Source organism: uncultured Rikenella sp. (assembly GCF_948810725.1).
Classification (GTDB): Bacteria; Bacteroidota; Bacteroidia; order Bacteroidales; family Rikenellaceae; genus Rikenella.
Genome location: NZ_CAQIVA010000011.1, coordinates 21,246 through 42,288, shown reverse-complemented (window position 1 = coordinate 42,288; position 21,043 = coordinate 21,246). Strand labels below are relative to the sequence as shown.

Genomic DNA, 21,043 nt, shown 5'->3' with positions numbered 1-21,043 from the left:
CTGCGTGCTTTGCAAAAAGCATGCAAAACGAAGGGAACCCTAAAAAACCGGACAAAATGACAGAGATACCTGCCAAATACGACCCCGCCCAGAAAGAAGACAAATGGTACGCCTACTGGATGGCGAACGGCTTCTTCCACTCCGAACCCGACGCCCGCCAGCCCTATACCATCGTGATCCCGCCGCCCAACGTGACCGGCGTGCTGCACATGGGCCACATGCTGAACAACACCATCCAGGACGTCCTCGTGCGCCGCGCCCGGATGCAGGGCTTCAACGCCTGCTGGGTTCCCGGCACCGACCACGCCTCCATCGCCACCGAAGCCAAAGTCGTCCAGAAACTCGCCAACGAAGGGATCAAGAAGAGCGACCTCACCCGCGAAGAGTTCCTTCGCCACGCCTGGGAATGGAAAGAGAAACACGGCGGCATCATCCTCGAACAGCTCAAGAAACTCGGCGCCTCCTGCGACTGGGCCCGCACCAAATTCACCATGGACGAACGGCTGAGCGACGCCGTCATCCACGTCTTCGTCGACCTCTATAATAAAGGGAAGATCTACCGCGGCGTTCGGATGGTCAACTGGGATCCCGCCGCTCTGACCGCCATCTCCGACGAAGAAGTCATCTATAAGGAAGAGCACGGGAAATTATACTACCTGCGCTATATGGTCGAAAATCCGGACTCGGATTCCTCCGCGCCCCAATACGCCGTTGTTGCTACCACGCGTCCCGAGACCATTATGGGCGACACCGCCATGTGCATCAACCCCAACGACCCGAAAAACGCCTGGCTCAAGGGGCGGCGAGTGATCGTGCCCCTCGTCGGGCGGTCGATTCCCGTGATCGAAGACGAGTACGTCGACATCGAATTCGGGACAGGGTGCTTGAAAGTGACCCCCGCGCATGACGTGAACGACTACATGCTCGGCGAAAAGCACGGCCTGCCCGGCATCGACATCTTCAACGACAACGGCACCCTCAGCGAAGCCGCCGGGCTTTATGTCGGGATGGATCGCTTCGCCGTGCGTCAGCAGATCGAGACCGATTTGCAAGAGGCCGGTCTGCTCGAAAAAGTCGAAGCCTACACCAACAAAGTCGGCACCTCCGAGCGGAGCGGCGCCGTTATCGAGCCGAAACTCTCCATGCAGTGGTTCCTTCGGATGGACGAACTCGCCCAACCTGCGTTGCGGGCAGTGATGGAGGATGTCATTAAGTTGGTTCCTGCCAAGTTCAAGAACACCTATCGCCACTGGATGGAGAACGTCAAGGACTGGTGCGTCAGCCGGCAGCTGTGGTGGGGTCAGCAGATTCCGGCTTACTATATTCCGCAGCATCTTGGCGGCGGCTTTGTCGTCGCCGAGACCGCGGCAGAGGCGGTGGCTTTGGCCCGTGCCAAGAGCGGGAACGACACCTTGACCGAAACCGACCTGACCCGCGATCCCGACGTGCTGGATACCTGGTTCTCTTCGTGGCTGTGGCCCCAGTCCGTGTTCGACGGCATCCTCGACCCGCACAACAAAGAGATTGCGTACTATTACCCGACCAACGACCTGGTCACTGCGCCGGAGATTCTATTCTTCTGGGTCGCCCGTATGATCATCGCCGGCTACGAATATCAAGGCGAACGGCCTTTCAGCAACGTCTACCTGACCGGTATCGTACGAGACAAGTTAAGGCGGAAGATGAGCAAGTCGCTCGGCAACTCGCCCGACCCCCTGGATCTGATCGCCAAGTACGGCGCCGACAGCGTGCGCGTGGCCATGATGCTGTGCAGTTCGGCCGGGAACGACATTATTTGGGACGAATCCCTGATCGAGCAAGGGCGGAACTTCGGGAACAAAATCTGGAACTCCTTCCGCCTCATCAAGATGTGGGACACCCCGGAGGGCGCCTCTTTGGCACAGCCTGAATCGGCCCGCGTGGCGGTCGAGTGGTTCGGCGCGAAACTCGCCGCCACCGTGGCCGAAATCGACGAACATTTTGCCGCGTTCCGCATTTCGGACGCCCTGATGAGCCTCTATCGACTCTTCTGGGACGACTTCTCCGGCTGGTACCTCGAAATGGTGAAACCCGCCTACGGCACCCCGATGGACGCCGTCACCTATCGCGCCACCATCGGCTACTTCGAGCAGCTCCTCCAGCAGCTCCACCCCTACATGCCGTTCATTACCGAAGAGATCTGGCACTACATCGCCGAACGGGGGCCTCAGGAATCCATTATGGTGAGCCGCTACGCCCCGTTGTCTGTTACCCCCTCCGGCGCCCGTCTCGTCGACCGCTTCGAACTCGTGAAAGAGATCGTCGGCGGCATTCGTAACGCGCGGAAAGGGAAGAACATCGCCCAGAAAGAGCCCCTGGAGCTGCTCTACGTCTCCGACGACAACTATCCCGCCGAGTTCGAGCCCATTCTCGTGAAGATGGGTAACCTCTCCTCGGTAACCGCCCTGACTCCCGGCACCGAGAAACCGGCCGTCGCCGCGACCTTTATCGTGAAGACCACCGAATACCTCCTGCCCTTAGGCGATTTGGTACAAGTCGACGCCACCGCCGAGCGCGCGCGGATCGAGAAAGAGTTGGAGTATATGCGCGGTTTTTTGTCCAGCGTCGAGAAGAAGCTGTCGAACGAGCGTTTCGTGCAGAACGCCCCCGAGCAGGTGATCGCCAACGAGCGCGCCAAGCAGTCCGACGCCGAATCGAAGATCCGCACCTTGGAAGCGCAATTATCCGCCCTCTCTTGATCCCAGGGTTTGGGAGAGAAGAGAGAGCCGCGCGTATTACGCAGCCAAACAAGCTACGGCGACCTTTTTAGGTCGCCGTAGCTTGTTTGGATATCGTCTGTGATATATGTCGTTTGTAAGGATATGTGCCGTCCGCTCAGGACAGAGCATAGAGTAGAGGCTGTCATAGCGAAACGTAGTTTCGCCCCTCCACGGGACGTGTGGCCCGCTTGGCCGACGCGTTCGCGTCATGGCGCGCGGCCGTTATTACTTCCCAGTTGCTCGCGCACTGCCGCCAAAATCGCTGAATCGCTTCTTTTGGCGGTGAGCCGAAATAGAATGAATCGTGTAAGGCGCGCGAACAAAGGTGAGAAAAGACGGTTCAAAGCCCATCCGCGCGCCCCGCCTTAAGAGGGAAATCTTCAAAATGTGCAGGCACGTTTTGACAAGATTTCCCCCGGCGCGCGAACAGAGAATGCGAAAAGAGAATAGGGTAGAGGCCGCGCGCGGACAAAGAATGGAACAACGATTTGGGCGAAAACGGTGCGGGTCGGAGCCAGCGTGGGCAAAACGAGCATCGCGACGTTGCAGGCCTACGCCTGGGGTGGCTCCGGCCCGGGCGGCTCTGCGAGCCGCAGGATTCCGCTCAAAAGTAGGGTAGAGGCAGCCCAAAACGCGTTACCCCTCCTGTCTATTCCGAGAGGCAGCGCAACGGAAAACCGTAGGCGCGACCATCCGAGTTGCCCGGATTGAGGATTTGCGTGTGGAAGTACAAGAACAAGCCGTAAATGCCGTTCGTGGAAGACGACCAGCCACCCCCGCCCAGACAGACATTGTACAGCACCCCATAGATATGGCCGCGGAAGCGGGCGCCCGGGTCGGGAACCGCGCCCGCGATAACTCCGCCCCTACTCGATATTCGCCAGATGTCGTTCCACCTTTTGGACATACAACTCGCTCAGCGTGATGAGAATCCCCGTCTCCTCCACATTACCGAAATCCGGATTGAGCGCCGTGTCGAACACCTTCATCGTCGGCGATAGACTCATGTACGCATTGATCAGCGGCGGAATCGTCTCATTGACCTCCCTGATCTTCCTCGACAGAATCTTGTAATCCTCCGCATACCCCCCCCCCGCGAACACCCCCTCCATCTTCTCCGGATCCATATCCAACTCCACCGGGAACCTCGACCGGATCAGATTTTCCCGATCCGGGAAATACTTTTTGAGGAAAAACAGCAACATATTCCTCGCCTCCCTGTTGTAATCCCCATACATCGTCACCTTCCCGAAACAATACTTCACATCCGGATTCCTCACCACGATCGCCCCCAACCCATCCCACAGATTGTCCAGCGCAAAGAGACTCTTCGGATTGTTCCTCGACTGATACGCCGGCTGCACGAACGACCTCCCCAACTCCAGCGTATACGGCAGATACTTCTCCCTGAACCTCTCGCTGAACTCGAAATAGTGCTCCGTCGACAGAAACTTCGGATACCTCGACCTCGGAATGATATACCGATACCCCCCCATAATCTCCCTCGCCGCCGGGTCCCACGCAATCAACTGCGTATACCCCCCCTGCACCGTATCCAACTCATCAATATCCAGCCCCCTTCCCGTTCCCCCGCCCCCCTCTCGGAACGACAACTCCCGCAACCGCCCGATCTCCCTCATCACATTCGGACACTCCTCCGCCCTCAGCGTGTATAGTACATTCCCCCCCTTGTTCGTTTTTCTCCATACCCTTTCCGGCGTCAGCTCCGCCTCCAGCAACTCCCGCGCCACAGGGGCGATAATCGGCTCCATCGTCATGATCTCAGAGATTTACAACATAAGTTTTCAGTGCCGCAAAAGTAACGATTAAGGGGGGAAAAACGAAAAGTACAAAATAGGGAATGGGAAAATGTGAGGTAGGTATAAAGAGAAACAGAGAGTTACAAGAAATCCAAGAAGATGGACGGTTGAAACGAAAAGTATAATTCGGTATAATTTCAGTATCATTCGGAGCGGCAAAATGGCCGCTTTTTTCATGCGATTATAATCCGGTCTGGCGAAAGCATGACAAAAGTATAATTCCCTCTCAAAAAACGCGCGCCACGGCGACGCTGTATATGCTACAACCGCAATAGGAGCACGGGATAGCCTTGCTCTTCATCTCTTTTCAATAAGAACTCCCACTGCCGTCTCAACAGCCCAAAATAAGACCTGAAAACAGGCGATTTTACCACCCTTTGAAACCCATTTGATACCCCGCCGATTCCAGTCCGGTTTTTATCTGAAAATGGGGTTGGGTAGACACTTGGGTGGACAGATGGGTGGACAAAAAATATAAAAATAACACCGATTCACAGGGGGATAATGCCAAATAAGTAGAGCAAAAGGGTGTTTTTCGAGGATAGAGAGGGGGATAATGCCACCTATTTGCAAGGTTTCGGGTGTAAAAAATACGGCAAATCATTGATTTACCGCATTGTATGATTTTCAAAGGCAAAGATACCTCCGCTTTAGCTCTCCTTATTCACTTTTTGAACGAGTTGGCCGACGGTGGCGGAAAGATCGGAAATCTGCTTTTTCATTGCTTGCATCTCGTTTGCCAGGCCAATCGGATCGGACGGTTCGCCGAGCGTCCGCACGAGGAAAAGGTCAACCGCCCAGATGGCGAAAATCTCCTCTTCCGGCAGCGAAATCGGTTTGTAGAGCTGTTGGTCGGCATTGTCGGAAAGCAAGGTAAGCGTACCGTCTTGGTGCAATTTATTTTCGATCCTCTTTATAAAGGTGCTCCCCTCGCGATTCGTTACGACATAGATTTCACGGCTGCGCACATGCTCCCACTCACTCTCGTGCAGACGACGCACGACCACTCTGCTATTGTTATATAAGGTCGGCGCCATGGAATCCCCTACGACTTTAATACACAACCGTTCGACCTTGCCCCGCAATATTCCTTTCGGGAGATAAATCATCTGCGACTTGTCTATGTGCTCCGCATTCGGTGCGCCGAACCCTGCCGCCGCCTCAATATCGACGACCGGAACGGCCGTATGATTTTCTGCGGGAGGCTCTATCTGCACACTGACAGGCTCCGGGACAATCATCGATGCCGGTACGTCGCTTTTCAGCATCTCACCCTGGCCGGTGAGGAGCCACACGATATTGATATCCGGATATATTGAGTAAAATTTCTCAACCGTCTCCAAGGTAAGGCCACTTGATTTGTCCAAAGTTCCATTGGATACCCCTGTCTGTATATAAAATTTATTCTTATTAATCCCTTTGTATTCAAGGTATTGCAACAGGCGCTCTTTTGGGGGTGAGATTTTTTTCTCGACTTTCTTTTTCATCGAGTAATATTTCTATATATTTGCATTCAGATTCCGCACCGGAACGGTGTAAAGATACTCAAATAATCAAACAATGAAAGAAGCGAGACAACGAATCATCATGCCGCTGGGCGGACGCCTCCAGTTGGCGCTCGATTTCGAGGTAACGCCACGGATGGTTTACAAGGCGTTGAATTTTGAGGGGCATTCGGACTTAGCCAAACGGCTGCGAGCGGCAGCCCTCGAACGGGGCGGACAATTGTACGAGGCGGTACCCGCCTCCGAACAAACAGGAGCGATTAACTAAACACGATACGACGATGAGACGATACTATTATGAGTTGATGGATAAGCGGTATAACGATTTGGGAGCCTCTATCCCCGACGGAAGCAATAAAACAACAGCCGTCAATCATGCGAAACGGTGGATGAGAGAGAACGGTATTAAAAACGCTCAACTTTCCGTCAACAGCCTGCGAACGAGCAATCTGCTGGATGTGATCGATATAGAGCTCGATTAATGAGAGGCATCCCGCAGCGGCTAACGACCGCCGCCCGGAGCGAGACCGGGGCGGGCAATTGCACAAAGAGGTCGCCGAAGGACCGATGGCATAAAGATATGATGACAAATGGAGCAAACACTGAAAATCGACCATACACACAAAAAGATGTGAAACGGTGGAGGTTGTTTGTCAATGACTTAATTCGTTGTGAAAAGGAAGAAAATAGAGATCAATCCAGCAACAACAGACACGATAAGCGCGAACGATTGAAGGCGTTCCCAAAGCAACTTTCTGACAAAGCCTCCGAATCGACGGCGGTTTTTCCCAAGCTCGGTAATCTCAAACCCCAATTCAGTTTGTTTGACCAGTTTCTGGTCGGAAAGAAAATCCATGACAGACCGAAAATCAGTAGGAAGTTCATTCCCCAAACGCTGCAGCCTGTCGAACGAAATAAAGTCCGAGTACTCAAAAAGGTCAAGGGCAATATCGTAGATACGATAACGCCAATATTTAGAACCATAAAGCAATGTTTTAAAAAGCATAGCTAACGGAAGTTTGACACACAAAGTTAGCTAAATCCCGCGGACAGATGACGACTGGCATCCCGGAGCGAGACCGGGGCGGGAACACAGAACGATTCATGGAATATTTGGGCAACATACTCTGCATTACGGGCGGCGAGCTGATCCGGTCGGATAAAAATCCGGATGGGGTGATATCTGAAGCCTGTTATAAGAAGTTGACTGTTCGCAAGAAAATCAACGTCGTGCGTCGAGCCTGTTACGGCAGTCCGGCGCTGGTGGAATACGACAGCCTGCCGGCGCGGTACCGCGAGGCGTGGGAGGCACGCCACGGCGATCCGCATGCCCGGCGGAAGTTCGCCCCGTTCGCCGAACGGCTCCACGAGGATGCCGATGCCTACAACGTCTTCACGTCTTACACCTACGACGGTGGGCGGAAGCTCCCGGACGAGGCGATTGTCAGCTACTGCAACGACGCGATGATTCTGAACGCCGTGCGCGAGACGCTGGAGGTGATGACGGCAGCGCGACGGTCGGCCCGACTGTCGATGGCCGGCCGGTGGGAGAAGATGCTGGAGCTGGTGGACGGTATCCGAACCGACTACCCGAACAATCTACCGAAAACGGCCATCACCCTCAAGCGCAAATATCAACGCTACCAGGCCGAGGGTTACACGGCTCTGATTCATGCCGGTTTCGGCAACCGGAACCGGGTTAAAGTCAAAGATGCCGTGGACGAGGCTGTTCTACTTGATATCCTTAGCTACGGGAATCAGCTGCCTGCTACGGTAGCGGCTGAGACGTACAACCTCTGGGCCGAGTCGCACCGGGCGCCGGCCATCACGCCGCGCACGGTACGAAACTACCTGACCGCGCATGCCGTGGAGATCGACGCCGCGCGATGCGGTTCCAAGGCGTGGGCCGACGCGTTCGATCCGGTCGTGCACCGCTTGCGTCCTACGGCTCCGCTGCTGCTGGTCAATTCGGACGACAACGACCTCGACCTCTATTTCAAAAACGGCAAAGACAATTACTATCGGTTCAAACTGTACGTCGTGTTGGACGCTCACTGCGACTACATTTTGGGCTATGCGTTCGGCGACCAGGTGACGGGCGAACTGATCCGCGAGGCTTATCGCAACGCGATGCGACACATCTGGGAGCTGACCGGCGGGTACTACCTCTGGTACCAGACGGTGGCCGACCGGTGGGGGTTGCAGTCAGACAACCTACTCGGGTTCTTCGACTCGTTAGCCACGTTCACCCCGCCCGCCGCCGGATTGGCCCGGTCGAAGGTAATCGAACGGTCGTTCGGTGTCGAGTGGCACAACGCCCTGAAGCATTACAACAACTATGCGGGTCACAACATCACGGCCAAAGAGAAGCACAACAGCGACTTCGCGCAGACGAATCTCCGGCGAAGGCCGACAGTCAAGGAGGCTCCGGCGCTGATTGCCCAGTTCATTGCCCGGATGCGGACTTTGGAATGGAAAGGGAGCGGACGGTCGCGGCAGCAGGTGTGGCTCGACGGCTTCCGCGCCATGGAGGCCGAACGGATGAAGCCGATTACCGAGGAGGTCTACCTGCAACGGTTCGGCCGACGGCATGAATACGAAAATACGGTGCGCAACTCGGGAATCACGATTACGATCGGCGACCTGAAGCGGACGTACGATGTGCCGGAGGAGGTGTATCGGCAGGCGGTGGGGCGGAAAGTGCGGGTGATTTACGATCCGGGCGATCTGTCGCGGGTGTTGGTCGAGGGCGATCGGCTGCGTTTCGTCGCTACAGAGAACGTGCCGTTGCCGATGGCCCTGGCGGATATGAAGCCGGGCGACCGAGAACGATTGAACGCCGTACTGGAGCGCAAGAAACGACTGCGCGACGAAAACCGGACAGCCCGCGAGGCGCGTCGGGCGGTACTGGAACGGATCGGAACCGACGCGCAGAGCCTGTTGCAGGCGGGGGTGATGGTCAAGGAGGCGCGGTTCGGGGCTTCGGAAATCGTGAATCGGTTGGCGCTGAACGACGACCACATCGACGAGCAGTCGATTCGACGAAAATATTAATCATCAAATACCCAATAACATGCTAACGAAAGAACAGAAACAGGAAATCTGCGACCGGTTGGAGCATTACACGGAGCAGGTCGGCGGACAGAACCAGGCGGCGGCGATTCTGAGCGGCGTAAGCACCGGGACGATTTCGCAGATCGTAAATGGCAAGTGGGATCGGATTGCCGACAAAATGTGGCTGAACCTCAGCGGCCAGTTGTGGGATTTTGCATCTGACGCCACCGAAAGTGAGGCGTGGCACGGGGTATCGACCCGGCCGTACAACGACCTGATGACGACATTCGAGGATGCTCGCCGGAGGTCGATGGCTATGGCGGTCGTCGCAGACGCCGGAACGGGAAAAAGTTACGCCGCGCGGAGGTATGCGGCCGAAAACGGCGGGCTGGTCTTCTGCATCACCTGTAAAGAGGGATGGAAGCTGAAAGCATTTCTGAAAGAGGTGTTGCGGGTACTCGGTAAAAGCGCTTCGGCTTCGGACAACGACAACGAGGCGATGTATGCGGTGGTGGTCGAGACGTTGCGACGAAAGCCGCGACCGGCTCTGATTATCGATGAGGCCGACAAACTCCACAACGAGGTATTCCTGAAGTTCATCGACCTGTTCAACGATTTAGAAGACCGGTGCGCGCTCGTGCTGATGGCGACGGCCTACCTGGAGACGCGCCTGACGAACGGCGCAAAACGGGGTTGTCGGGGGTATCGCGAGATTTTTTCCCGGGTCGGGAATCGATGCGTGCAGATTCACCGAGCCAATGCGGCAGATGTGCGGGCGATCTGCCAGGCTAACGGCATTGCGGATACGGTGGCAATAGCCGAGATTACGAACGAAGCGGACGGCGACCTGAGGCGGGTCAAACGTTCGATCATAGCTCTCCAGTTGGATCATGGCACGCGCGGTTAATATCCGACAGCTGCTGACGATGCGTTTCCCGCGAATTCCGCTCGAAGGGCGGTGGCGGGAGCTGCTCGGCCAGCCGCAACTGAAAGGCAGTGTCCTAATCTGGGGCGATTCGGCGCAGGGTAAAACCTCGTTCGCGCTCCAGTTTGCCAAAGAACTCTCGAAGTACGAGCCGGTGTTGTACGACTCGTTGGAGGAGGGAATCTCCGAGTCGATACGGACGGCGTGCGTGCGGGAGGAAATGGTCGAAGTCGGGAGTCGGGTTTTGCTGCTGGACAACGAACCGATCGCCGAACTGACCGAACGGCTTGCAAGACCCAAAAGTCGGAATGTCATCATCGTCGATTCGTTGCAGTACGCGGGAATGACGTTCGAGGCCTACAAAGAGCTGCTCGAACGGTTTCCGAAAAAGCTCTTCGTCTTCGTCTCGCACGCCGACGGACGGGAACCAGCCGGGAGGATTGCCACACAGGTCAAGTTCAACGCCAATATCAAAATCCGGGTATCGGGATTCACGGCCTATGCGATCAGCCGGTATGGCGGAGGAACCCCGTACACCATTAGCCCGGAACTGGCCGCCCGGATCAATCCGGAATAAAATACGACGCGACTATGAAAACCTTAACAGAGATAGGTCGGGAACGATCGCGGTGTCTCGAACGACTACAAGACTACCGTCGGACGCTTCGGGAAAGCGGCGGATATATGAGCGACACACGGTTGGCGGGCTACAAGACAGCTGTCGCCGATTGCGAAGCACAGATCGCCGCTCTCGACGAGGAAGCAAGCCGGAGAACATTTAACAACCTTTCAAACATGTTTTAACGATGGAAAAAGTAACGAAAGAACAGGCGGAGGCTGCAGTACAGACGGTGCGGCAGTTGAAAATCCAGGCCTCGGAACTGGCCGGGCGCATCAAAGATGCGGAGGCGGTCGTCGAGGCTTACAGTGTTGAGCACTTGGGTGAGTTTGCCGACGGGCGGCTGGCTCTCGACGCGGGGATCATTGCGCTCAAGGCGGGAACCGCGAAACCGGTCAAGGAGGGCAAACCGCTTTCGACGGCTGCTCGCGCGGAGCTGGCCGCAGCATTGCCGGCGGCCTACGTCAAGGTGGCGTGCGATTTCGGCGTACTCTTCCAAAGCCAGGATAAGGCTGTTCGGCAGATTCTCAAAGCTCGCGGAATCGAGATCGTCCGCGAAGACAGGTTCGTAGTACTCTAAACAAAGAAATCCCGCTGCGTGCGCCTGCACCCATAGTGCGCGGCGGGACTCCCCCCGGAACCGACGGCGGTGGCAGGCTGAGGGTTCGACTCCCTCGCCGGGGGCTAAAAGCAAAAGATGGATACACGGTTTCAAAAGTCGAAAAACACGACGGACGAATGGTATACACCAATTGAATTGATACAGGCTCTCGGTGCTTTTGATTTAGACCCGTGCGCTCCGGCTACCCGCTTATGGGACACTGCCCGGCACCATTACACGAAAGAAAACGACGGATTGTCACAGGAGTGGGCCGGACGCGTATGGTTGAATCCTCCGTATTCGCATCCGTTGGTATTTCAATTCGTAAAGCGTTTGGCAGAGCATGGGAATGGAATCGCATTGCTTTTCGATCGCTGCGACACCAAGATGTTTCACGAGGTGATATTTCCCAGTGCGGATGGAGTATATTTTCTGCGCGAGCGGGTACGTTTCTATCGCCCTGACGGCACGCGGGGAGGTTCGCCTGGCTGCGGCTCGGTACTGGTGGCATTCGGGGAGAATAACACCGAGAAAATATTGAATAGTGGACTGAAAGGCACGCTATTACGAGTACAACGATGAACGTTCTGAGTTTATTCGACGGCATGAGCTGCGGGCAGATCGCCCTGCGGGAACTCGGTGTGGAGCCGGAGGTCTATTACGCCTCCGAGATCGACAAATATGCGATTCGGCAGACGCAGTACAATTTCCCCGCGACCGTGCAGCTCGGCGACGTGGAGCGGTGGAGGGAATGGGAGATCGATTGGGCGGGAATAGACCTCGTGCTGGCTGGGTCGCCTTGTCAGGGATTCAGTTTCGCCGGTAAGCAGTTGGCGTTCGACGATCCCCGCAGTCGGTTGTTCTTCGTCTTCGCCGATATTCTGACCCACGTGCGTAAAGCGAACCCGAATGTTCGGTTCCTGCTTGAAAATGTGAACATGAAACGGGAGTATCTGCGGGTGATTTCGGAACACGTCGGCGTGTCTCCCGTCCGGATCAATTCGGCGTTGGTCAGCGCACAGAACCGCAACAGATGGTACTGGACGGACATCAAAACGTGGCGCGATGGGTTGTCCGGGGAACTGTACGCCGATATCCCGCAGCCGATCGACCGGGGGATCGTCCTTGGGGACATCCTCGAAGAAAACGTATCGGATAAGTACAACGTCAGCGAAAAGATGGCGCGCTATATCACCGACCCGAAACGTCTTGGAAAATACACGGATTTAAACGACGGGAGCCGGAAGTCGGCCTGTTTGGTGGCCAAAACGAACAACAGCTGGACGGAGACGTTTCTTGTGCAACGACAGAGAGGTTACAACCGAGGCGGAACACATACCGACAAGGCGCCGACCCTGTCGGCTGCCGGCATGGGAGGCGCCTTGTCGGCGGTTATTCAATTGAACCCCGCCCGGGAGTTCGGCAGCCAGCCGCGGCAGCAGAATCGGATTTACAGCCCGGCGGGCAAGAGCCCGACATTAAATGCCGGCACAGGCGGAAATTTGCAAGCTAAAATACTCACAGATCGCAGCATCCGCCGCCTGACACCGACCGAATGCGCGCAGTTGCAGACGATCCCGGCGTGGTACGAATGGGTGGTCAGCGACACGCAAATCTACCGTCTTCTTGGTAACGGCTGGACGGTGGAGGTCATCAAGTGGATTTTGAGCTTTTGGGACAAGATATGAGCAATCAGCAACCCCGCCAGCGGCTGACGCACTTGCTGATGTACCTACGTCGCGGTCAGCAGATACGAATCGCGTTGCAGGCGCGCTGCTCACCCTCGATCGTCTCGGCGGTGCTGAACGGCAAAGCGGGCCAGGATACCGACCTCGCCCGCAACATCATCCGACTGGCAGAACACTATGTACATCGAAATAATCCATATCGACGATAATTATGAAGACACTGAATGAATTAGCAGTCGAAGCGCATGCGATAGCAGAAGAGAATGGATGGCATGACGACCCACGCCTCGGTGGCGACGCGAAAGCGTTTCACGATGTCCTCGCGGATATGTGGCAGGGAACTCAAATAGCACTGATTCAATCGGAATTATCGGAGGCGCTGGAAGCTGTTCGAAAGGAAAGGCGGGCCGATCTGTCGGCAATTGACGAACTGGCAATGTGGCACGTCGACGACTTCCGTCGGCTGTTTGAACGACACGTCAAAGACACATTAGAAGACGAACTGGCGGATGCTATAATTCGCATCCTCGATTTTGCGCGGACAATGGGGATTGACATTGAAAGGCACGTGGAGCTGAAAATGAAATACAACGCCTTGCGGCCATACAGGCATGGCGGTAAACGATTCTAAATATTGAAGCATGAAGACCGAACGAAATAAACTGTTGGGGCGGCTGCACCTGCTGCTGAAAGAGCAGGGCGTGGACGAGGCGACGAAACGGGCGATGTACGCCGGGTATGGCGTCGAGACCGCCGCCGACCTCACCGCGCCGCAATTGCGGCACCTGATCGGGTCGCTGGCCGGCGAGGCGGTTCCGGAGGCCGCCCCGCGGCTGGTGTCGAACGAGACCCGCCGCCTGCGGTCGCAGTGCCTCGCGTTGATGACCAAGAGTCCCGACCCCGCGAACATCAAATTGCGCGGTCTCGGACTGCCGAATGACTGGGCGGTGCTTAACAGCTTTGTCGAGCACCACGCCGGGGCCACACTGAGCCGGCTGACTGACGAAGAGCTGGAGCGCTTCGCCCGCAAGCTCCGCGCCATGCGCGCCTCCGGCTGGTTCTACTGCGCCCCGCGCCCGACAGCCGCTCCCGCAGCGGTGGTCGTGGTGGCGAATCCGAATAACAACCGAATAATCAACTGAAAATATGAAACTCACATCACAACAGATCAGCGTCTTGCGCACGCTGAGATACGGAGCTAACATTACTAACGAGCACAAGGCCAGGATCATTCGGCAGATTGAACAGGAGGCCCCGGGGCTGATCATCATTACCTCGCAAATCGGGGCGTTCAAGGGGACGCCGATTTTCGGCGCAGTGCTCTCTCGTGAAGGGCGGCGTTTACTCGACGAGTACGACGCTGCGAAAAAATAAATCCCCGGACAGGTTATCCGAGGCGTTGAGCTTGGCCACTCAATACAAAGATAACAAAGATTCGGGGAATATGGGATACAATAAACGAGGATATTACGATCGTGCCCGGCGCATGCGCGAAATCACAGAGCAGTACTACGAACCGGAAAACCATCGCAAGTGCAAGAAAGCGATCTGGCGCACGCATATTCGGCCGATTTACGGGGTCTGTTACCAAACCTACATCAATAGTTTGCGAGCGCTCCGGACACTGGAGGCCGAACAATTGCAAACAGAGAAAAGCTCGCTGAGATAGCGGGCTTTTCTTATATTTGCGAAAAACGATTATGATGAGTGATATTCTTATTTCGATAGTGGCCTTAGGAAGCCTGGTTCTTTGGGTCGTGCTGTTGGTCGCATTTTTCCAGCTGGTCGGCGATGTGCGAAAAATCAAAGCGCGCCTGGCGGATCGAGACAGCGAATATTACCGGTATACGAGTCTTGCCAAAGAGGAACACGCTCTGGGTAATATCGAGAAAGAGCGCGAGTATTTGGTTCGGGCACAATGCCATGCTTATTATGCCGAGCAGGAAGAGGCTGTCCGGAAACTGATAGCCGCACTGGATCGTAAGAGCGGCGAAGAGATATAATTTCTCGCCGGTCTCTTTAGTCTTCGAACTCTTCGTCGAATGTCGAAGAAAAGGTGATCCGGTAGACTTTCAGTCCGTCGCCGCGTATTTCCGACCCTTGCGAAGTGCGGGACAGGTTGCTCGACAGACCGCAGTCGAATCCCTGCAAGGCACGAACGACCGCCTGCACGGTATCCAATATAGCCAGCGACCGTTCGCGCCATACGGCGGGCGTGATGTGACTCGTTTCGTCCGCCACGGCTTCGAACACGACGCGCATGGTTACTTGAACCCGGCACTGCTGGTCGTGGCCGGCCGTATCCTCGCACGCCGGAAATTCGATGTCGATCAGAGCTGCGGGGTATTCCAATCCTTGTCGTGCGTCCGGATCGTCGGTCTGTCCCTTGTCGAGGTCGATCAGTCGAAGTTCCGGTACCGCATCCGCCAGCCTGGCAGAAATGCTTAGAAAAAAGTCTTTCATTTCAAGTTTGTTTCAAATACGTTTTAAAGTGTGATTAGAGCCCGAAGCCGGGCAACGATCAGCCGGTTCAGAGCGACCGATTTCCCGATGAATTTTCGACGGGGGATTGTGATGTGCAGCTGTTTGGCGACCGCTGCACGTTCCCAACGGCCGAGTCTGTTTTCGGTGGCTGCTTCGCCCATTGCGTGGGCTTTGGCCCAAAAGAACCGCCGCTGTTTCGGCGTCGGCTTTTGCTCGATTGTTCCCCCTTCGTTGTGGATACGTGCATAGGGTACTCGCGGACTACCGGCCCGGATGGTCGCTTCGGAGGGAGTGATCCTCGCCGGGCGAATGGTGGAGACCAGAGCGCCGGAACGCACCATCAGCGACCCGCGGGAAGGCGGGTTCTTCGCCGCGGGCCACGGTTCGCCCTCCCACTCTTTGGTCGTGAAACGCTGTTTGTAATATTCTGTGGCCGTTTCGGCGATCACCCGCGTCCCGTTCAGACGAACCTGCTCCGAGGCGGCGGCGATTTTTTTGCGTAACGTCGCGAAATCTCCCATATTTATACGAATATTGCGTATCTTTGTGGTAAGTAATCTCCCTGCGGGTGTAAGTGTGCACGCGGGCCTCATGAGTGGACGGCTGCCTGCAACGGCTGGGACATCCAGCGTAGGGAATTATCAACTCATTCGAGCCTCCTTTATCGGGAGGCTTTTTTATTGTATATCAAGAGTCCACGACGGTGGTGCTTCTGTACGGTTTTCTTCACAGCCAACGGGAACCAGCTTTTCACTTCATTCACTTTTCCGCCGGCTATCTTGCAACAGACTACGACTACCTCATCCCGGTAATAGCGAATCAATGTATAGTTGTCGTAGGCGCTTTTCCCTTTCTCCGTATTGATCCACACCTCGTCCGGGTCGGACAGCGTCTCGGTCATGGCCCGAAGATACTCCACCCGTCCGGCGTGACTCCCGGTCGTGTGCGTCCGGAAAGTCTTTTCGGAGAGCGCCACCCGTCGTCCGAGCCGGTCTGTCAGCACGACCGAACCGTCTCGCTGCCGTTCCGAGAACCAATCCGCCGCCGTGCCGATGTATCGCGGCAGGTCAGACACGGTTTCCGCCTGTCGTTTAGCCACGGTCGGCAGATCGTAATCCGTTGCCCCCAACCGGTTCAGGTATTTGGCTGCTTTTGTCGGAAACTTGCGGATATACTGCTGGTTCGTCGTGAAGATTTCGCGCAGCTCGGCCCGGTTCACGCCGAAACCTTGCGCGGCGGCGGTTTTGAACTCCCCGGTCTCGAAATAGGCATCCGCCCGTTGTTGCATTTCGGCCGGATCGACATCTTCTACTTCGTGCCGCATACGGGGAACCACATAGCAACGACAGCCCCAACCATTGGGTGGGTATATCTTCCGCCATCGGGGATCGTTGGCCGGCAGAATCAATCCGTTCAGCGCCGCGTGCTCCTCACGCACTTTATCGTCACCCACGGTTCGATACTCCCAATAGGGAAAGAGTCGATTTTGTTCCAGCAGTCGATAATAGGTCGAGGTACTTTCGGCGACCTGTCCGGCCGTGTCGTACTCCGTACGAGCCCAGTGCCGATTGAACGTGTCCGTGATTTTCGCCGCCCGTTCCATGTATTCCTCGAAACTGCGGCTCGCCCGATAGGCTTGATTCAGTTGCTGAATTTCGGTCAGAGTCTTGGCGGCGGAAAAGTGATAGAGGTTGGTCTCCATAGCTGTCAGCACCACGTCGTCCGCGGTGCCGTACTCGATGCTATTCCGCAACCCGACGCGTCCGTTTCGCCATCCGGCATGAAAAGCGTTCAGGAGTCGGGAGACTGTGTGGTCGAACAACTCCCGGTCGAAATAGCGTGCCTCTCCGCGCGCCACGCGCTTGGCAAGCCGGGTATCGAATCCGTCGTTTCCCGTCTCTGCGAGGTCGTTACGCTCGCCAGTGGTCGCCCCCGTAACGGGGGCTTCGGCGAAAAAACCGAAGACCCTTTCCATCCAGTTGCGTCCACCCGATTCGCCTGGATCAGGGTAATCCGGTTCGGTCGGCTCTACTACTTCGTCGCCCGGTTCGGGTTGAGGGATGCCGGTGATTTCGTAAATGTGACTTTGCGGTACCGGAACCGAAAGTCGTGCAGCCCGTTCGGCCAGACTCATCCGGTCTTCGGAGGTGAGCGTTTCGCCCTGTTCGGGGAATGAGAACGACCCGCCCGACACGGGAAAACCGCGTTTTTCCAGTATCGGAACAAAGAGGGTGTTCAGGATGCGCTGGACGAATCGGCGATCCGACTTGTGTTTGGCCTCTTTGACCTGCATGTGCACCTCTCCAAGCGATCGCGCCCCCTTGTCGCCTTGTACGGTGGTTAGGGTCTGGCCGAGAATGCCGACCAGAATCTCCTCATTACAGGCTTTTTTCAGTTTGTCGAATACCTCCCCGTCTCCGGAAGCGGCACCGGGTTCGACATGGAATCCCGAACCTTTCGGGACGACGACGATGGGCCGACCGCCGCACTCCTCGGCTGCTTTGGTCAGCTCGACCCGGGCGGCTTCGTCGAAAGTCTCGTATTCGAACACTTGCGTCGGCATACCGAACACTTCGGCATACTGTGCCCAGTCGCCGAAATCGTTGCGTTTGTAGATCACGAAGGGAGCGGCTTTCAGAATCAACCCCAAGTCGTCGCGGTTCCCGACCTCCAGAATAAAATTGTCTCCCCGATACGGGATTCCCCGTTCGTCGTTCTCCTCAACGGCTACTTCGCCGAACTGAGGTCGAAGATGTCGGCGCGGGAGCGAATGCACGACAAAACCGGAATCCGTAAACTCGAACTCTACGACCGATATCCCCCAGAATTTGGCCTGCATGATCTCGGTCAGCAGCTGTTCGAACGCAGCCGACCGGATCAGGTTGTCTATCTCCTCCTCCGGCCCGTCGTTGCGCGTGAAAGTGATATCGGCATTGGTAATCGCCTCGATCCGCTGGTCGATCGCATCGGAAAGGATGTTGTCGATCAGCAAGTCGTCGTATAGGGCGTACAGCTGCTGACGTTTACCCCTGTCGGCTGCCTTTAGGGCCGAACGCCAGCGATCGATGTCCGAAGTCTTTCGGGATACCGGTTTGACCGTAATCTGATTGATCAGCAGGTTCGGTGCTTCCTGCTCTTTTGCAACTATTTTTTCCATCGTTCAGAATTAAAAATGCGTGCCTCGCTTCGCATTACTTGTGATTTGGAACGGTGTCGATGTCTTCCCGGTGTCGTCGGTGCGGCGGGGAAAATCCGGCGTGATCTCCCCGCGCTGTACGCCTCGCAACCAGGCTACGGCACGCTCGTACCGAAATTTCCGGTTCTCGTAATAGTTCCCCGCACCGCACAGATTGATGAAGTGCCACACGGCGATATCCTTGACGAAGATCACCAGCAAGGCATTTCGTTCTCCGCCGGTCGCGGTAAATATCCGGTCGGTATCGAACCGTCCGAGGTATCCGCATGCCTCCGCGATCGCTCCGTCGAGGGCAGCAGCCAGAATCGTATCGTCCCCGCGGGCAATCAGTTCGGCGTGTTCGGCGCGCAGGTGAGTCTGCATCTCTTCTTGTGTGATGAACATATTTCGGCGTTTTATATTCGATTCGGATTCTTACGTCGAGAGATGTGCGTGTAGCTATTTCCCCCGACTGCCATTTTCTGGCGTACGATGTACACCCCGCCCTCAACGGCATCCACACCATCGGCCGGAGCCGACAGTTTGGGGCCGAAGAGTCGGAACTGCTCTTCGAGCCGTTGCATGTGCGGATTGCCCTGTTCCTCGACGTTGAACACCAGCTGACCGAGCCGTACGAGCGGTTCCAATGCCGACTCGATGCGGGCGAACTTCTCGCCCTTTTTGCGGGTGTCCGGCGTAATGCCGATATAGGCGCCTGTTCGGCGACCCCGTGCGGCAAAGGCGGGTACGTAGACCTGCGAATAGAACGGGTCTTGCAAGGTGTTGTTCTCGATGTACCAGTAGACCGCCGGACACCGGCCGCCGATCCAGTCGCGCAGATCGAAAAACCACTGTACGAAAGTGTCCGTACTGGCGTGGTCTACGAAACTTTTGATGACATAATACAACCCCCGATAGAACCCCAGTAAAACGAGCGATTTAGTCGATGAGGAGCGTCCTTTGACGTTGTTCGACGGTGCGGGGTCGGCATAGGCCACTAAAAAGGAAAACCGATTCAGAGACGGGACTTTACCCCACGTCAATTCGTCGAATGTATTTCCTTCCGTTACCGGATTGTTGAAATATTCGCCCTGTTGGGCTTTGTAGGAGATTTTCGACAGCGCCCGGTCGATCATCTCCTCCGTATTTTTGGTCGGCCAGGTGGAGCGGCCGTTCCGATCGCGGATGTTGATGACGTCCGTGTGGTCGGCTTTCTCGATAGCGCGGCGGATACAGCAGTCCTCGGCAATGATGTTGCCGCAGAAAACGACTAACAGTGGCGTCGAGATGGAGCGCGTCGGGTACAAGGCCTGTTCGAACCAGTCCCACTTCTTTTGGAGCACCTCCGGGTTTCGACACTCCTCGTCGGTGTCGAAGTCGTCCACCAGCAACACATCGGGGCGCAGTTCGTTGTTTCGCGAGCCGCGAGGGCTTTGACCGGCACCTACGGCCCGGAAAGCCGCCCCGCCACGAGTGGTGAACTCTTCGGATGTCCACACGCCGGGAGAACGCTGCAATCCGTAATCGTGAATCACCCGCTCGTTAGCCTCGAAGAATGCCCGATATGGGGCCAGCAGCCGTTCGGCGTTGTTCTGTATGTTAGAGGTCAGAATAACCGTCTTTTTTCGCCCGGTTAAAACCAGATAGCACACCTCCATCATCGTACGGGCCGACTTGGCGAGTTCGCGCGACCAGGCGCGCACCTCGTACCACTCCGGATGGTTTAGCACCCGGTTCGAGGCAGCCCGGTGGAACGGTGCCGGCTCGGCCGTGCAAAACCGCGCGAAGTAATACTTGAACCACGCCTCCTCATCCTTTTCCAGCATCCTGACGCGCTGCCGACGAGCCGCAGGGGTCTCGGTCGGGTCGATCTCCAAACCGGAATGAAAGGCCCGCTGAAAGGCATACCACGCCTCGTAGGCTTTTTTCTCTTCCACCGTCATCGCAAGCTCTCTTTGATAAATGCATCGAACAGGGGCAGAAACTCCATCGCTTTCTCCGGATCGTTCGCACGCAGCCATACAAGGAACTGTTGAGCAACTTCGACCTTGTGAGCGATGTTCGTCTCGGTCTCCAACTTTTTGATGGCATTCGTCAGTTTGGTAATCGTGTCCGCTTCTCGGCTCGATACGAAGTTGTTTTTTTCCCGTCCGGAGACCGCCTCGCGAATTGCGTTGAGCTGTGCGTGCAACCACCCCAACAACTCTTCGCGACCGCCGACGACCGATATTTTCAGTCGCTCCCACTGCTCCTCGCGAACCCACTTGCTGACCGTGGCCTCGGTAACTCCGACGCGCGCCGCAATCTCTTTCTGCGTGATTTCTCGCTCCGAGAGGTAGAGTGTTTTGGCGAAATCCTTTCGCTGTTGTCTCGTCTGCTTCTCCATGCCCTTTTTTCTGCAAAAATGGGTCGG

At 56.1% G+C, this 21,043-nt stretch carries 26 protein-coding genes; 16 read left to right on the top strand and 10 right to left on the bottom strand.

The features are described from left to right. Positions 1-56 precede the first annotated feature (56 nt). Positions 57-2,738 (top strand): valine--tRNA ligase, encoded by a 2,682-nt coding sequence (locus Q9S52_RS05550; RefSeq protein ID WP_304708431.1) that lies wholly within the window; start codon positions 57-59, stop codon positions 2,736-2,738. Between the two features lie 670 nt (positions 2,739-3,408). Here the strand turns inward: Q9S52_RS05550 and Q9S52_RS05545 are convergent. From Q9S52_RS05545 to Q9S52_RS05535, 3 genes are all read right to left on the bottom strand, one after another. Then, entirely contained in the window at positions 3,409-3,561 is a 153-nt protein-coding gene (locus Q9S52_RS05545) for a hypothetical protein (RefSeq protein WP_304708429.1), read from the bottom strand. Positions 3,562-3,625: 64 nt separating this feature from the next. Continuing rightward, entirely contained in the window at positions 3,626-4,531 is a 906-nt protein-coding gene (locus Q9S52_RS05540) for a GNAT family N-acetyltransferase (RefSeq protein ID WP_297626362.1), read from the bottom strand. Positions 4,532-5,229: 698 nt separating this feature from the next. After that, the gene (locus Q9S52_RS05535; RefSeq protein ID WP_297628003.1) at positions 5,230-6,066 is read right to left on the bottom strand and encodes a S24 family peptidase; all 837 of its coding nucleotides are present in this window, start codon (positions 6,064-6,066) and stop codon (positions 5,230-5,232) included. 73 nt (positions 6,067-6,139) lie between these two features. Between Q9S52_RS05535 and Q9S52_RS05530 the strand changes: the two genes are divergently transcribed. Further along, positions 6,140-6,352, top strand: coding sequence for a hypothetical protein (locus tag Q9S52_RS05530; protein ID WP_297628005.1), 213 nt, complete (start codon positions 6,140-6,142; stop codon positions 6,350-6,352). 13 nt (positions 6,353-6,365) lie between these two features. Then, positions 6,366-6,566 carry a hypothetical protein gene (locus Q9S52_RS05525; RefSeq protein WP_297628007.1) on the top strand — a complete coding sequence of 67 codons (201 nt, stop codon included), beginning with the start codon at positions 6,366-6,368 and terminating at the stop codon, positions 6,564-6,566. A gap of 179 nt (positions 6,567-6,745) precedes the next feature. Here the strand turns inward: Q9S52_RS05525 and Q9S52_RS05520 are convergent, their stop codons facing one another. Then, a complete protein-coding gene (locus Q9S52_RS05520; RefSeq protein ID WP_297628009.1) occupies positions 6,746-7,090 on the bottom strand; it encodes a hypothetical protein in 345 nt (114 codons plus the stop codon). 47 nt (positions 7,091-7,137) lie between these two features. Here Q9S52_RS05520 and Q9S52_RS05515 point away from each other — a divergent pair, with 47 nt between their 5' ends. The 13 genes from Q9S52_RS05515 to Q9S52_RS05455 all read left to right on the top strand — a co-directional run bounded on the left by Q9S52_RS05515 (position 7,138) and on the right by Q9S52_RS05455 (position 14,974). Further along, the gene (locus Q9S52_RS05515; protein ID WP_304708428.1) at positions 7,138-9,138 is read left to right on the top strand and encodes a Mu transposase C-terminal domain-containing protein; all 2,001 of its coding nucleotides are present in this window, start codon (positions 7,138-7,140) and stop codon (positions 9,136-9,138) included. 19 nt (positions 9,139-9,157) lie between these two features. Next, positions 9,158-10,045 (top strand): ATP-binding protein, encoded by an 888-nt coding sequence (locus Q9S52_RS05510; RefSeq protein ID WP_304708427.1) that lies wholly within the window; start codon positions 9,158-9,160, stop codon positions 10,043-10,045. Continuing rightward, the gene (locus Q9S52_RS05505; protein ID WP_304708426.1) at positions 10,029-10,640 is read left to right on the top strand and encodes a hypothetical protein; all 612 of its coding nucleotides are present in this window, start codon (positions 10,029-10,031) and stop codon (positions 10,638-10,640) included. Before Q9S52_RS05510 ends, Q9S52_RS05505 begins: the two co-directional genes overlap by 17 nt. A 14-nt stretch (positions 10,641-10,654) precedes the next feature. Further along, complete coding sequence (locus Q9S52_RS05500) at positions 10,655-10,867, top strand: hypothetical protein (protein ID WP_299457677.1); 213 nt, start codon at positions 10,655-10,657, stop codon at positions 10,865-10,867. A 2-nt stretch (positions 10,868-10,869) separates the two neighbouring features. Beyond that, complete coding sequence (locus Q9S52_RS05495) at positions 10,870-11,262, top strand: hypothetical protein (protein ID WP_304708424.1); 393 nt, start codon at positions 10,870-10,872, stop codon at positions 11,260-11,262. A gap of 117 nt (positions 11,263-11,379) precedes the next feature. Further along, entirely contained in the window at positions 11,380-11,865 is a 486-nt protein-coding gene (locus Q9S52_RS05490; protein WP_304708423.1) for a DNA N-6-adenine-methyltransferase, read from the top strand. After that, on the top strand, positions 11,862-12,971 hold the full coding sequence (locus Q9S52_RS05485; protein ID WP_304708422.1) for a DNA cytosine methyltransferase: 1,110 nt from the start codon (positions 11,862-11,864) through the stop codon (positions 12,969-12,971). Before Q9S52_RS05490 ends, Q9S52_RS05485 begins: the two co-directional genes overlap by 4 nt. Further along, positions 12,968-13,180 (top strand): hypothetical protein, encoded by a 213-nt coding sequence (locus Q9S52_RS05480; protein ID WP_304708421.1) that lies wholly within the window; start codon positions 12,968-12,970, stop codon positions 13,178-13,180. The genes Q9S52_RS05485 and Q9S52_RS05480 overlap by 4 nt, the downstream gene beginning before the upstream one ends. A gap of 2 nt (positions 13,181-13,182) precedes the next feature. Continuing rightward, positions 13,183-13,602: a hypothetical protein gene (locus Q9S52_RS05475; protein WP_304708420.1), complete on the top strand. Its 420-nt coding sequence runs from the start codon at positions 13,183-13,185 to the stop codon at positions 13,600-13,602. 10 nt (positions 13,603-13,612) lie between these two features. Then, positions 13,613-14,113, top strand: coding sequence for a hypothetical protein (locus Q9S52_RS05470; protein WP_304708419.1), 501 nt, complete (start codon positions 13,613-13,615; stop codon positions 14,111-14,113). A 4-nt stretch (positions 14,114-14,117) separates the two neighbouring features. Continuing rightward, the gene (locus Q9S52_RS05465) at positions 14,118-14,345 is read left to right on the top strand and encodes a hypothetical protein (protein ID WP_304708418.1); all 228 of its coding nucleotides are present in this window, start codon (positions 14,118-14,120) and stop codon (positions 14,343-14,345) included. Positions 14,346-14,415: 70 nt separating this feature from the next. After that, the gene (locus Q9S52_RS05460) at positions 14,416-14,640 is read left to right on the top strand and encodes a hypothetical protein (protein WP_297628720.1); all 225 of its coding nucleotides are present in this window, start codon (positions 14,416-14,418) and stop codon (positions 14,638-14,640) included. A 31-nt stretch (positions 14,641-14,671) separates the two neighbouring features. Then, the gene (locus tag Q9S52_RS05455) at positions 14,672-14,974 is read left to right on the top strand and encodes a hypothetical protein (protein ID WP_297628718.1); all 303 of its coding nucleotides are present in this window, start codon (positions 14,672-14,674) and stop codon (positions 14,972-14,974) included. A 16-nt stretch (positions 14,975-14,990) separates the two neighbouring features. Here Q9S52_RS05455 and Q9S52_RS05450 read toward each other — a convergent pair whose 3' ends face one another. The 6 genes from Q9S52_RS05450 to Q9S52_RS05425 form a co-directional block, all read right to left on the bottom strand. Beyond that, the gene (locus Q9S52_RS05450; RefSeq protein WP_297628716.1) at positions 14,991-15,434 is read right to left on the bottom strand and encodes a hypothetical protein; all 444 of its coding nucleotides are present in this window, start codon (positions 15,432-15,434) and stop codon (positions 14,991-14,993) included. A 23-nt stretch (positions 15,435-15,457) separates the two neighbouring features. Then, positions 15,458-15,976 carry a phage virion morphogenesis protein gene (locus Q9S52_RS05445; protein WP_297628715.1) on the bottom strand — a complete coding sequence of 173 codons (519 nt, stop codon included), beginning with the start codon at positions 15,974-15,976 and terminating at the stop codon, positions 15,458-15,460. Positions 15,977-16,116: 140 nt separating this feature from the next. Beyond that, entirely contained in the window at positions 16,117-18,612 is a 2,496-nt protein-coding gene (locus tag Q9S52_RS05440) for a DUF935 family protein (RefSeq protein ID WP_297628712.1), read from the bottom strand. Between the two features lie 9 nt (positions 18,613-18,621). After that, on the bottom strand, positions 18,622-19,035 hold the full coding sequence (locus tag Q9S52_RS05435) for a phage protein Gp36 family protein (protein WP_297628710.1): 414 nt from the start codon (positions 19,033-19,035) through the stop codon (positions 18,622-18,624). Between the two features lie 11 nt (positions 19,036-19,046). Continuing rightward, positions 19,047-20,573, bottom strand: coding sequence for a hypothetical protein (locus tag Q9S52_RS05430; RefSeq protein ID WP_304708417.1), 1,527 nt, complete (start codon positions 20,571-20,573; stop codon positions 19,047-19,049). After that, positions 20,570-21,016 carry a YfeC-like transcriptional regulator gene (locus Q9S52_RS05425; RefSeq protein ID WP_304708416.1) on the bottom strand — a complete coding sequence of 149 codons (447 nt, stop codon included), beginning with the start codon at positions 21,014-21,016 and terminating at the stop codon, positions 20,570-20,572. Before Q9S52_RS05425 ends, Q9S52_RS05430 begins: the two co-directional genes overlap by 4 nt. Positions 21,017-21,043 lie beyond the last annotated feature (27 nt).